Annotated in this window: 14 protein-coding genes; 9 read left to right on the top strand and 5 right to left on the bottom strand. The window is 69.1% G+C overall.

The window, feature by feature from the left end; all coding sequences use genetic code 11:
- From L615_RS15675 to L615_RS15665, 3 genes are all read right to left on the bottom strand, one after another.
- Positions 1-249, bottom strand: a 249-nt coding sequence (locus L615_RS15675) for an ATP-binding cassette domain-containing protein (RefSeq protein WP_145724822.1), incomplete at its 3' end; no start/stop codon positions are given.
- Positions 250-339: 90 nt separating this feature from the next.
- On the bottom strand, positions 340-981 hold the full coding sequence (locus L615_RS15670) for a TetR/AcrR family transcriptional regulator (RefSeq protein WP_145725680.1): 642 nt from the start codon (positions 979-981) through the stop codon (positions 340-342).
- A 97-nt stretch (positions 982-1,078) separates the two neighbouring features.
- Positions 1,079-2,227, bottom strand: coding sequence for an acyl-CoA dehydrogenase family protein (locus tag L615_RS15665; protein ID WP_261376726.1), 1,149 nt, complete (start codon positions 2,225-2,227; stop codon positions 1,079-1,081).
- A gap of 81 nt (positions 2,228-2,308) precedes the next feature.
- Between L615_RS15665 and L615_RS15660 the strand changes: the two genes are divergently transcribed.
- On the top strand, positions 2,309-3,187 hold the full coding sequence (locus L615_RS15660; protein WP_145725678.1) for a CoA ester lyase: 879 nt from the start codon (positions 2,309-2,311) through the stop codon (positions 3,185-3,187).
- Entirely contained in the window at positions 3,184-4,161 is a 978-nt protein-coding gene (locus tag L615_RS15655) for an acyl dehydratase (RefSeq protein ID WP_145725677.1), read from the top strand. Before L615_RS15660 ends, L615_RS15655 begins: the two co-directional genes overlap by 4 nt.
- A gap of 261 nt (positions 4,162-4,422) precedes the next feature.
- Here the strand turns inward: L615_RS15655 and L615_RS15650 are convergent, their stop codons facing one another.
- Positions 4,423-5,079 (bottom strand): TetR/AcrR family transcriptional regulator, encoded by a 657-nt coding sequence (locus tag L615_RS15650; protein WP_145725676.1) that lies wholly within the window; start codon positions 5,077-5,079, stop codon positions 4,423-4,425.
- Between the two features lie 118 nt (positions 5,080-5,197).
- Between L615_RS15650 and L615_RS15645 the strand changes: the two genes are divergently transcribed.
- From L615_RS15645 to L615_RS15635, 3 genes are read left to right on the top strand one after another with little or no spacing between them, the layout of a single operon-like run.
- Positions 5,198-6,013, top strand: a complete 816-nt coding sequence (locus L615_RS15645; RefSeq protein WP_145725675.1) for a hypothetical protein — start codon at positions 5,198-5,200, stop codon at positions 6,011-6,013.
- A complete protein-coding gene (locus tag L615_RS15640; protein WP_145725674.1) occupies positions 6,010-6,591 on the top strand; it encodes a cytochrome c oxidase subunit 3 in 582 nt (193 codons plus the stop codon). Before L615_RS15645 ends, L615_RS15640 begins: the two co-directional genes overlap by 4 nt.
- Positions 6,588-6,902, top strand: coding sequence for a cytochrome C oxidase subunit IV family protein (locus tag L615_RS15635; protein WP_145725673.1), 315 nt, complete (start codon positions 6,588-6,590; stop codon positions 6,900-6,902). The genes L615_RS15640 and L615_RS15635 overlap by 4 nt, the downstream gene beginning before the upstream one ends.
- A 98-nt stretch (positions 6,903-7,000) precedes the next feature.
- Here L615_RS15635 and L615_RS15630 read toward each other — a convergent pair whose 3' ends face one another.
- Entirely contained in the window at positions 7,001-7,798 is a 798-nt protein-coding gene (locus tag L615_RS15630; protein ID WP_145725672.1) for an SDR family NAD(P)-dependent oxidoreductase, read from the bottom strand.
- 148 nt (positions 7,799-7,946) lie between these two features.
- Between L615_RS15630 and L615_RS15625 the strand changes: the two genes are divergently transcribed.
- The 4 genes from L615_RS15625 to L615_RS15610 are packed head-to-tail and all read left to right on the top strand — an operon-like array spanning position 7,947 to position 11,654.
- The gene (locus tag L615_RS15625; protein ID WP_145725671.1) at positions 7,947-8,714 is read left to right on the top strand and encodes an ABC transporter permease; all 768 of its coding nucleotides are present in this window, start codon (positions 7,947-7,949) and stop codon (positions 8,712-8,714) included.
- A 7-nt stretch (positions 8,715-8,721) separates the two neighbouring features.
- Positions 8,722-9,561 carry an ABC transporter permease gene (locus L615_RS15620; RefSeq protein ID WP_145725670.1) on the top strand — a complete coding sequence of 280 codons (840 nt, stop codon included), beginning with the start codon at positions 8,722-8,724 and terminating at the stop codon, positions 9,559-9,561.
- 3 nt (positions 9,562-9,564) lie between these two features.
- Complete coding sequence (locus L615_RS15615; protein ID WP_145725669.1) at positions 9,565-10,638, top strand: MCE family protein; 1,074 nt, start codon at positions 9,565-9,567, stop codon at positions 10,636-10,638.
- Complete coding sequence (locus L615_RS15610; protein ID WP_145725668.1) at positions 10,635-11,654, top strand: MCE family protein; 1,020 nt, start codon at positions 10,635-10,637, stop codon at positions 11,652-11,654. The genes L615_RS15615 and L615_RS15610 overlap by 4 nt, the downstream gene beginning before the upstream one ends.
- Position 11,655: the final 1 nt, after the last annotated feature.

The following is an 11,655-nucleotide window of genomic DNA, read 5'->3' as shown; positions in this document are numbered from 1 at the left end:
GAACAGCTTGCGGACCTCGTAGAGCTCCTTCTCCGAGCACGAGGCGATGTCGGTGCCCTCGATGACGATCGAGCCCTCGTCGGGCTTGATCAGGCCGATGAGGGCCTTGAGGAAGACCGACTTGCCGGTGCCSGACGGGCCCAGCATCACCGAGATCTCGCCGGCGGGGAGGGTGAGCGTCACGCCCTTCCAGATGAGCTGCTTGCCGAACTGTTTGGTCAAGTTCGTCACCGCAACGTCGACGCCCATGGGGGCCTCCTCCCGATTGTCCAGTTTTGAACCTAGCCTCGAAAAGCGGCGCCGGGGAGCCGCAGTCCGGCTGTCGGTCGCTGCCCGGGATCAGGATGTAAGGGCGTGGAGCACGTAGGACCGGGCAGCGGTGACCACGCGGTCGATCGTGGCGCGGTTGGGCTTCCACCACTCGGCTGCCCAGTTCAGGGTGCCCATCACCAACATCTGGGCGAGGTAGGGGTCCAGGTCGTCGCGGAGGTCCCCGGTCTCGGCGGCGCGCCTGAAGAGGTCTCGCCACACGGCGCCGTACTTCTTCTCCTCGGCGTCGTGGCGCTCGCGGATGTGCTCGGGCAGCTGGCCACTGTTGCGGATCGCGGCGGTCGCGTAGTCGGAGATCTCGAGCTCGTGGCGCAGGTGCGTCTCCACGGCGAGCAGGATGCGGTCCATGGCTGTCGCGTCGGCAGGCGCGGAGTCCAGAGCCCTCGTGAGGAACTCGCGCATGTCGGCCAGGCCCACCCACATGACCTCCTCGATGAGGTCGTCGCGGGAAGGGAAGTAGTAGTAGATCGCCGGCGCCTGGAGCTCGGCGACCTCGGCGACGTCGCTGAGCCGCATGCCGGCGTACCCCTTGGCGCTGAGCACCTGGGCGGCGGCATCGAGGATGCGCGTCCGGGTCCGGGCCGACTTCTTGTCGGCCGACTTGCCTTCGCGTGCGGTGGCCAATGTCGGGCTCCCGGACTTCTTCGCCATGGGCGGGATTCTAATCGCGCTTCACTAGTTCACACGGCCGCGGGGTGGTCGGTGTGGCCGCTGGCCCCGCGGCCGTGTGGGTCGGTGGGTGGCCGGGTCAGCCGCTGAGGCCGCCGCGCTTGACCAGTTGGGCGGCGATGACGTTGCGCTGGATCTCGTTGGTGCCCTCGCCGACGATCATCAGCGGGGCGTCGCGGAAGTACCGCTCGACGTCGTACTCGGTCGAGTAGCCGTAGCCGCCGTGGATACGCACCGCGTTGAGCGCGATCTCCATCGCGACCTCGGATGCGTAGAGCTTCGCCATGCCGGCCTCCATGTCGCAGCGCTCGCCGGCGTCGTACTTCTCGGCGGCGAAGAGGACCAGCTGGCGCGCAGCGGTCAGCTTGGTCGCCATCTCGGCGAGGTAGTTGCCGATCGACTGGTGCTGCCAGATGGGCTTGCCCATCGACTCGCGGACCTGGGCGTAGGCCAGGGCGTCGTCGAAGGCGGCCTGGCCTACGCCGAGGGCGCGGGAGGCAACCTGCAGGCGACCGGTCTCCAGGCCCCGCATCATCTGTGCGAAGCCCCGCCCCTCCTCCTCGCCGAGCAGCGAGGCGGTCGGCGTGCGGAAGTCGTCGAAGGCCAGCTCGCAGGACTCCACGCCCTTGTAGCCCAGCTTGGGCAGGTCGCGCGAGACCGTCAGGCCCGGGCCGTGCTCCACGAGCAGGATCGAGATGCCCTTGTGGCGCGGGGTCGCGTTCGGGTCGGTCTTGCAGAGCAGCGCGATCAGGCCGGAGCGGCGGGCGTTGCTGATCCACGTCTTGGAGCCGTTGACCACGTAGGAGTCGCCGTCCTTGCGGGCAACCGTCTTCATCGCCTGCAGGTCGGAGCCACCGCCCGGCTCGGTCAGCGCCATCGTTGCGCGCAGCTCGCCCGTCGCCATCCGGGGCAGGTAGTGCTGCTTCTGCTCCTCGGTGCCGAACTGGAGGATCAGTTTGGAGACGACGGTGTGGCCGCCCATCGCGCCGGCGAGGCTCATCCAGCCGCGGGCGAGCTCGGTGGTGACCTCGACGTAGCAAGGCATCGAGACGGCGACCTCGCCGTAGGGCTCCGGGATGGCGAGGCCGTAGATCCCGAGCTCCTTCATCTGCTCGATCCACTTCTCGGGGTACTCGTTGGCGTGCTCGACCTGCTGCACGTTGCCACGGACCTCGCGGTCGATCCAGTCGCGCACCAGGGCGACGACTTCCTGCTCCTCCGCTGACATCCTTGACATGGTGTGCGCGTCCTCCGTAGTCGCGTGGCGGTCCGATTGCCCGCCCGTCTGTCTTTAATGTAGATTAAAAGAATGACCGTGGTCAACGTCGCGCTGGTAACCCGCCGTGCATCGCTCTGCGTCCCGGCGGGGGACGATCGCAAGCTGCACAAGGCACTCGAGTCCGGTGTCGATGAGGTCGTCGTCGACCTCGAGGACGCCGTCGCCGTCGACGACAAGGAGCGGGCCCGCGAGCAGTTGGGCGCCTTCTCGTGGCCTGAGGACCGCCCGCGGGTGGTCGTGCGGGTCAATGCGATCGGATCGCCGTGGTGTCACCGGGACCTCGAGGCCGTGGCCGGGATCGACGCGATCTCTGCAGTCGTCCTGCCGAAGGTCGAGTCGCGGGCCGATGTGGAGTTCGTGGAGCGGTTGCTGGACGGTCTCGAGGTCGAGCTGGGGCGTAGGGAGCCGCTCGCGGTGCAGGCGCTGGTCGAGACCGCGGCCGGGGTGCTGCGGCTCGGCGACGTGGTCGCCGGACCGAAGCGGCTCGAGGCGCTGGTCGTCGGGTACGCCGACCTCGGCGCTTCGCTCGGACGCTCCCGCGCCCTCGACCAGGTGGCGTGGCGCGGCATCCAGGACGCCTTCGTGTTGCACGCCCGCGCTGCTGGGGTCGCGGCCATCGACGGCCCGTTCCTCGGCGTGGCCGACGACGAGCCGTTCCGGACCGCCGTCGCAGACGCCGCGGCGCTTGGTTTCGACGCCAAGTGGGTCATCCACCCGCGTCAGGCGGCGGCGGTGACCGAGGCGTTCACGCCCTCCCCCGAGCAGGTGGACCACGCCCGCCGGGTGCTGCAGACGCTGGACGAGGCGGCGGCTGCAGGTCGCGGTGCTGCGGTCGTCGACGGCGCACTGGTCGACGAGGCCATGGCGAAGGACGCCCGCCACGTGCTGGCCCGAGCGGGTGCCCGGTGAGCGCGCCGCGGACCGTCGGCGGCCCCTTCTTCGACGAGCTCGAGGTCGGGCAGGTCTTCGACACCGCTCCCAGCCTGACGCTGACCGAGGGGCGGGCGGCCCAGCACCAGGTTATCGCCGGTGACCGCTGGCGCCTCGCTCTCGACGACCACCTCGCGCACAGCGTCGCCGGCGGCGCGGTCGCGTCGCCGGCGCTCGTGACGAATGCGGCCATCGGCCAGACGACGCTGGTCACGCAGCGGGTCCGGGCGAACCTCTTCTACCGCCGCTTCGCGCTGCTCCGTCAGCCGCTCATCGGCGACACCCTGGGCACCACGACCACGGTCGTGGGCCTGCGCGAGAACGGCCGGCGCGAGGGACGGCCGCCGACCGGGCTTGCCGCGCTCCACATGCGGACGGTCGACCAGCACGGACGACCGGTGGTGGACTTCTACCGCTGTGCCATGCTGCCGCTCTCACCGGGGGCTCCGCCCACCGGTCATGCCGACGACCTCGACGCCGTCGGCGCCGACCTCCCGCCCGTCGACCCGACAGTGCTCGTGCCGGCCTGGGACCGCTCGGCCTACGTCGCCGGGGGTGTCCGGGAGGTGGTGCCCCAGGAGGGGGACGTCCTTGAGGTCGCGACCGGCGACGTCGTCTCGAGCGCGCCCGAGCTCGCCCGGCTGACCCTCAACGTCGCCGCCGTGCACCACGACCGGTTCCAGGCTGGTGGTCAGCGGCTCGTCTACGGCGGCCACACGATCGCGATCGCCACCTCCCAGCTGCTGCGCGCCCTTCCCGACCTGGCCACGATCCTCGCTTGGGAGTCGTGCGACCACACGGGCCCGGTCCATGAGGGCGACACGCTCACCAGTCGGTTCACGGTGGGGCGGGTCACGGCCGTCGGGGACTGGTCGGTCGTGGACCTGCGGGCCGAGGTGGCGGCCAACGGCGAACGACCGGTGCTCGACTGGCGCTTCAGCGTCCTGGCCTGAGAAGGCGAACTGTGGACAATCAGACGCCGCTGTCGTCGGCGCCGGGATCGCCGGCTCGACGTGGCTCGTAACCCTCGGTGCCCGGGCATGGACGCCGTCGTGCTGGAGGCTCCGACGGTGTCGCGGCCGGACCCGGACGTTCCATGACCGGGCTTTCCAGATCGATGGTGGCGCCATCGTCGTGATGGGCTCGTACGACGCGATGTAGGCAGCCTCGGCAGCCATGCCCTCGGATGTGCGCCTTGCGGGCGACTTCCTGAGTCACCCAGGCTTCGGGGGTGCCTCATGGCGGGCCGACGGGCCGCTACCGAGCTCACGCCCGGACTTGGCTGAGGTCAGCTCCATCAGGTGGCCCGCGGTTTCGATGATGGCTTCGCGGGTTGTGTCGACCGACCCGTCCAGGAAGCCGGTGATGACGTCCGTCGTGCCGGACACCACGACCCGGACCTGCAGCTCGAGGTCGGGCGAGGCGGACGCCCCTGCGGTGATGTGGCCGGTCAGGTGCCGGGTGAAGCGCTCGATCGACCGGGCTCGCAGCTCGCGCACCACGGCGTTGCCCGGCGCCTCGGCGAAGAGGCGCGCAGCCCGCGGGTCGGCGTCGAGCTCGTCGATCGTCGCGGCGACGATCGCCCGGAAGACCGTGACCTCGCTGGAGTCCTGGGTCAGGGCGACCATCGCGTTGTAGAACCCGTCGAACAGCCGGGTGGCCGCTGCCGACATGGCTTCGTCGAGCGAGGCGAAGCTCTCGTAGAAGTACCGCTTGGTCAAGCCGGCCGCGGCGCACACCTTGTTGACCGTGGTGCGGGCAGATCCCTCCGCCAGGACGACGTCGAGCAGGCCCTCGAGCAGCTGGTCGCGCCGCGTGGCGGTGCGCTCGGCAGCGCTCACGCCGCGGAAAGGCCGGGTGGGGGTGTTCACAAAAACATCTTGACACCGACCGGTGTCAGTTCTAGCGTCTGCCCCGCAGTTTCTACATACGATTCAAAAGTGACGTCTGCGCTCCGGGTGGTGCGCCGCCCCGACGACAGGTGGTTGCGTGACCTCGACCCTGCCCCAGGCCGCGGACCAAGCCGCGGACCAAGCCGCCCACCGGGTCCCTCCGGCGCCCTCGAGCGCCGACGACCGGGGGCCCGTCCTCCGGCTCAGCCGCGACGCGCGCCTGGTTTACCTCGTGTGCGCCTGGTGCGGACCCGGAGTGATCGCGGTGGCCTTCGCTGGGTGGTTGATCTCCGGCGTGCTGCCGTTTCCGCTCGGGCCCGACCACACAGCAGCCGAGGTCGTCGCCTTCTACGACAACGGGCTGCGGGTCCCGATGGGGATCGCGGTCTCGTCCATCGGCGTGAGCCTGGTGATCCCGATGCTCGCGGCCCTCACCCATGCGATGTGGCGCACCGAGCGAGGAGTGCCGATCCTGACGCTCGTGCAGGTCTTCGCTGGCGCCGTCACTGCCGTGATGCTGCTCGTGCCGATGCTGATCATGGCCGTCGCCGGATTCCGTCCCGAGCGTGACGCCGAGCTGACGGTGCTTCTCAACGATCTCTCATGGCTGCTGTTCATCACCCCGATCGCGCCGTTCATCATCCAGAACCTCGCCATCGCGGCCGCCGCCGTCAGGGGCGACGGCACGGTGCTGCCGCGCTGGCTGGGCTACCTCAACTGCTGGATCGGGTTCACCTTCAGCTTCGACATCCTCGCCTTCGTCTTCCACGGCGGCCCCTTCGCGTGGAACGGCGTGCTGATCTTCTGGCTCGCCCTCACCACGTACGCGCTCTGGCTCCTCGTGACCGGGCTCGTGCTGCGCTCGATGGCGCTGCGGGTCGAGATCGTCACGGATGAGGGGGTGGCGGCATGACCGCGCACGTTCAGGCGGCCCCGTCCCGCCGACCGGTTCCGGTCGACCTCGGCTTCTGGTGTTTCGTCCTCGGCGACATGTCCGTCTTCGCCATGTTCTTCGGGGCCTATCTGTGGGAGCTGGGCGAGGACCGCCCGGGCTTCGCGGCCGAGGCGGCGCACCTCGTCGTGGCGCTGGGCCTGATCAACACGATGGTCCTGCTCGCGTCGTCGTACGTCGTGGCGCGCGCCGTTGCCGCGCAGCGCCGCGGCGACGACGCACGGGCCCGCCAGCTGGTGGGCTGGGCGCTCGCAGGTGGGGCGCTCTTCGCCACCGTCAAGCTCGTCGAGTACACCCTCGAGATCTCCAACGGCCACGCGATCACCAGCTCGACGTTCTTCGGCTACTACTTCGTGCTCACGGGCCTGCACCTCATGCACGTCGCGATCGGCAGCATCCTGCTGGTCTCGTGGCGGTGGGGCCTGGCCCAGGGCCGCGTGTCGATGCGGTGGGCCGAGGCGGCAGCCGGCTACTGGCACATGGTCGACCTGCTGTGGCTGGTCATCTTCTCCATCCTCTACATCGGGACGCACGCATGAGCACCACGGACGAGACGACCGCGACCATCCAGAACCCGGGGGCGGAGGAGGCCACTGCGTCCAGGCGCGCCTTGGTCGCCCTGATCATCCTCGTTGCCCTGACCCTGCTGGCGTTGCTCCTCACGACCGGGACGGCGCACGACCTCGCCTCGGTGCGGGTGCTGTCCGCCGTGGCGGCCGTGCTGGCGTTCGTTAAGGCGCGCCTCGTCGCGCTCGACTTCATGGAGCTCCGGGGGACGGCGCTCCAGCGGACGCTGGACGTGTGGATCGCCGTGGTCGGGACCGCGAGCGTGCTGCTCCTCCTGCGCTGATCGGCGCAGATGTCCCGGGCCGATCGCCCAACTGGGCGCCCTGCCGGTCGGCCAGCTGGCCGACCGGCCGGGGGCGTGGGTTTCCCCAGGCCCAGGGCTCAGGGCATCGTGTAGCCACCGCTGACGCTGAACAGCTGCCCGGTGACCTGGCGGCTCATCCGCTCGGAGGCCAGGAACAGCACGGACGCGGCGACGTCCTCGGCCGTGGTGAGCCGACCGAGCGGCGTGTCCTTGAGCAGGTACTGCGCCTGGTCGTCGTTGAACACGTTGTCCTTGCCGACCGCCCAGAGACTCTTGCTCCCGACGGCCTCCGGGCCCTCCGGGACGACCAGGCCGGGGCACACGATGTTGGAGCGGATCCCGTGCCGCCCGTGCTCGCGGGCCGTGGTGCGGGCGAGGGCGACCACCGCTGCCTTCGTGGCGCCGTAGACACCCTGGCGGATCTGGCCGAAGGCTGACTCGCTGGCGATGAAGACGATCGAGCCACGGCTCTGCTCGCGCATGGCCGGCAGCACGGCCTGGGTGGCGGCGATGGCGGTGAAGAAGTTGACCTCGACGGTCTTCTGCCAATTGGCGCGGTCGGTGTTCCTGGCGATGAAGCCGGGCACGCTCCAGCCGGCGTTGTTCACGAGGACGTCGATGCCGTCCCACTGCTCCACGGCCCGGTCGGCGGCGCGTTGCGCCTCGCCCTCCTGGACCAGGTCGCCCACGACGAGCTCCACCGCGGCCGCGCCGCGGTCCAGGGCCTCCTGTCCGACCTTCTCCGCCTGCTCCTGGTCGATGTCGGAGAGGACGATCCGGCTGCCCTCACCCGCAAAGGCGTGCACGATGCCACGCCCGATGTTCGAGGCGCCACCGGTGACCAGCACCCGCGCGTCCTTCAGTCCGAGGTCCATCTGTGCTCCTTCGAGGGGTCGTGGTGGGTGACGGTTGACACACAACGAGTCTCGGCTTACCGTTCCATAACTGGACTTACCTTAATCCAGATTCAAAAGCTGTGGAGAGTCTATCTGCAGCCGCGTTTGCCTCATGGGGGATGTGTCGATGGCGTCAGTGATGCAGTCGGTGGCGAAGCCGACCAGCGCGCTCGGGCAGGTGCTGGCGATGTCGCTCGACGCCCTGGTCATCATGTTCACGAAGGGCTTCTCGTGGCGCGAGACGGTCCAACAGGCCTGGTTCGTCGCGCGGGTCTCGCTCGTCCCCACGCTGCTGGTGATGCTCGGCTTCACACTGCTGGTGATCTTCGAGATCAACCTGCTGCTGCGCGACATCGGCGCCCTGGATCTCGCCGGTGCGATCGCGGGCCTGGCGTCGGTCCAGCAGATCGGCCCGTTCGTCACGGTGGTCGTGGTTGCCGGTGCCGGCGGCACGGCCATGTGTGCCGACCTCGCGGCACGGACGATCCGCGAGGAGATTGCGGCCATGCAGGTGCTGGGCATCGACCCGATCCAGCGTCTGGTCGTGCCCCGGATCGTCGCGGCGGTGCTCGTCTCGATGCTGTTGAACGTGCTCATCTGCTCCGGCGGGCTCGTCGGCGGCTACTTCTTCTCGGTCTACCTCCAGGGCGTGACGCCCGGGTCCTACCTCGACAGCATCCCGCTGTTCACCGCGATCCCCGAGCTGATGGTCAGCATGATCAAGTCGTTCGTCTTCGGTCTGGTGGCCGGGATCATCGCCTGCTACCGCGGCCTCAACGTCTCGGGTGGTTCGAAGGGTGTCGGCGACGCCGTCAACCAGGCGGTCGTGATCACCGTCGCCGTGCTCGTCCCCATCAGCCTGGTCATCAGCCTGATCCAGTTCGCGATTCTCTGAGGCGCCCATGTCGACCATCGCCCCCAAGCTGACTGCTGCGCGCCGTGCCCCGGGTCGCGCGCTCGACTCGATCGGCCAGCACGGCCTGTTCTACTTCCGCGTCTTCGCCGGTGCTCCCCGTGCGCTGCGCCGCCACCCCGGCGAGATCGTCAAGCTGATCGCCGAGCTCGGCACCGGGACCGGGGCCCTCGCGCTGGTCGGCGGTTCGGTCGTCATCATCACCTTCATCACCTTCTTCGCAGGCGGTGTCGCCGCGGCGCAGGGCTTCGAGTCCTCCTCCAACGTCGGCGTCGGCTCAGTGAGCCCCGCGCTGGCTGCGATCTTCACCTCGCGGCTGTCCACGCCGCTCCTCGCCGGCGTCGCCCTGTCGGTGACCCTCGGGGCGGCGACGACGTCGCAGCTGGGCGCGATGCGGATCAGCGAGGAGATCGACGCCATCGAGGTGATGGCGATCCCGTCGCTGCCCTACCTCGCCAGCACCCGTGTCCTCGCCGGGATGATCGTGATCACCCCGCTCTACGTCTTCGCCACGCTCGGTGGCTTCGCCGCGAACTACTTGTTCCTGGTCTTCTACTACGACGTCGGCACAGGTAACTTCTCGCACTACTTCTTCCTCTACCTGCACCCGCTCGACATCGTTTTCTCCTACTTCCAGGTGCTGGCGATGGTCACCGTGGTGATGCTCGTGCACACCTTCTTCGGGTACACCGCCACCGGTGGTCCGGCTGGCGTGGGGGAGGCTGTCGGCCGCTCCGTGCGGTCCTCGCTGAGCGCGGTGATGATCGTCAACCTGCTCATCGCCATGGCGATCTACGCCAACTTCAACACCTTCCACCTAGCGGGCTGAGGCATGAACAACACATCTCCGCTCAAGCTGCGCGTCGCAGGCGTCGCGCTCTCGCTCCTGCTGGTCGGCATCTTCGTCTTCACCGGGCTCGCGTTCACGCGCTCGCTCACCAACCCGGCCGAGGTCGTGCTCCAGACCAGCCGATCGGGCCTCATCATGGAGCCGGGCGCGCGGGTGAAGTACCACGGTGTCGAGGTGGGACGAGTCGGCAAGATCCGGCCGGTCGGCCGCGACGTCGAGATCGTCCTGGAGATCGACCGTGACCACATCGACCGGATCCCTGGCGGCGTCGTCGGCGACATCCGGGCGACGACGGTGTTCGGTGCCAAGTACGTCGAGCTGCTCCCGGGTGCCGAAGCGACCACCGGCTCCCTCGCGGAGGGTGCCGTGATCCGGGCTTCCGGGGTCACGACCGAGGTCAACACGGTCTTCGACGGGCTCGACCGCCTGCTGTCCAGCGTGGACATCGCCCAGCTCAACAGCACCCTGACGGTGCTGGCCCGCACCCTCGACGGTCGCGGGACCGACATCGCCGCGGTCGCTCGCAAGGCCGAGTCCTACCTCACTCGCCTCGAGCCGCTGCTGCCTGACCTGCGCAAGGACCTGCTCGCGGTCGCTGAGCTCGCCGACCTCGGTGTCGAGGTGTCGCCGGCGCTGATCAAGGTGCTGCGCAACGCGACGGTCACCGCCCGCACGCTCACCACCCAGGACCAGGCGCTGGACCAGCTCCTGGTGAGCCTCTCGCTCCTCGGTGGCGAGGCCACCGAGTTCCTCGGCATCAACGGCGACGCGCTGGCCGACCTGCTGCGCGCCGCACGGCCCACCGCCGAGACGCTCAACGCCTACTCAAGTGAGCTGCCGTGCCTGCTGCAAGGGCTCGAGGCCAACCGCAAGGTCATGGCCGACGTGCTGGGTGGCGAGTCCGCCGGACTGCGTGCCCTGGTGAGCATCCGCTCCGAACTTCCCCGTTACACGTACCCGAAGGACCTACCCGGTCTGCCCAAGGGCCGCGGGCCGAACTGCTACGGCCTGCCGAAGGCTGAGATCCCGATCCCGGAGCGAGGTCCCGAGCAGTGAACGTCCGTGCCGACGCCATCAAGCTGGGCATCCTCGCCGTCATCGGCGCGGTGGTCCTCGGGCTCCTCTACCTGACGCTGGGGGAGACCAGGATCGGTCCCAAGACCTCCTACGCGGTGCTGATGGACGACATCAGCGGCCTCGAGGCCAGCGACAAGGTCCGGGTGGCCGGGGTCCGGGTCGGCCAGGTCGACGACATCGAGGTCGCCGAGGGCAACCGGATGCTGGTCCGCTTCCACGTCGACTCCGAGCAGACGCTGACCGACCGGACCGAGGTCCTGGTCCGCTACGAGAACCTCCACGGCGACCGCTACCTCGAGCTCCAGCAGGAGCCCGGCGCGGGCAAGCCCCTCGCCGCGGGTGCCACGATCCCGGTCGAGCGTACGACGCCGGCGCTGGACCTCGACGTCCTGCTCAACGGCTTCAAGCCGCTCTTCCGTGGGCTCGACGGCGGCGAGATCAACGAGCTGGCGACGAACCTTGTCGCGACCCTCCAGGGTCGCGGCGGCACCGTCGAGGCGCTGCTGACCAAGACCGGAAGCCTCACCAACACGCTCGCAGACGACAGCGCGGCGATTACCGACCTGATCGACAACATGGACGTGCTGCTGGAGAGCCTCGACTCCCGCGACGCCCAGCTGCGGGAGAGCATCGGAAAGTTCCGCGCGGTGATGAGTGGCTACGCCAGGGACCGGGACCCGCTCGCGGACTCGGTGACCTCGATCGCGCGGATGACCGACCGGTTGACCGAGCTGTTCGGTGACAGCCGCCAGCCGTTCCAGGCGACGGTGATCGCCGTCAAGGACCTAGCGAAGATCCTCAACACCAACCAGGCCACGCTGCGCAAGGTGCTCGACACCTTGCCCAAGGCCTATCGGACGCTGGGGCGCATCGCCTCGCACGGCAGTGTCTTCAACTTCTACCTGTGCGAGGTCGAGATCGCCGTGGGCGGTGCCGACGGGAAGATCATCCGGACCCCCTCGGTCCGCAGCCAGGAAACGCGGTGCAAGAAATGAA

Source organism: Nocardioides sp. J9 (assembly GCF_007829375.1).
GTDB lineage: Bacteria > Actinomycetota > Actinomycetes > Propionibacteriales > Nocardioidaceae > Nocardioides.
Note: the sequence above shows the minus strand (reverse complement) of the source record. Positions and strands in the feature narration are given on the sequence as shown.

Coding starts and splice junctions, on each gene's coding strand:
- L615_RS15670 (WP_145725680.1), bottom strand. CDS start 981: ATGGCGAAGAAGTCCGGGAGCCCGACATTGGCCACCGCACGCGAAGGC.
- L615_RS15665 (WP_261376726.1), bottom strand. CDS start 2,227: ATGTCAGCGGAGGAGCAGGAAGTCGTCGCCCTGGTGCGCGACTGGATC.
- L615_RS15660 (WP_145725678.1), top strand. CDS start 2,309: ATGACCGTGGTCAACGTCGCGCTGGTAACCCGCCGTGCATCGCTCTGC.
- L615_RS15640 (WP_145725674.1), top strand. CDS start 6,010: ATGACCGCGCACGTTCAGGCGGCCCCGTCCCGCCGACCGGTTCCGGTC.
- L615_RS15635 (WP_145725673.1), top strand. CDS start 6,588: ATGAGCACCACGGACGAGACGACCGCGACCATCCAGAACCCGGGGGCG.
- L615_RS15630 (WP_145725672.1), bottom strand. CDS start 7,798: ATGGACCTCGGACTGAAGGACGCGCGGGTGCTGGTCACCGGTGGCGCC.
- L615_RS15625 (WP_145725671.1), top strand. CDS start 7,947: ATGGCGTCAGTGATGCAGTCGGTGGCGAAGCCGACCAGCGCGCTCGGG.
- L615_RS15620 (WP_145725670.1), top strand. CDS start 8,722: ATGTCGACCATCGCCCCCAAGCTGACTGCTGCGCGCCGTGCCCCGGGT.
- L615_RS15615 (WP_145725669.1), top strand. CDS start 9,565: ATGAACAACACATCTCCGCTCAAGCTGCGCGTCGCAGGCGTCGCGCTC.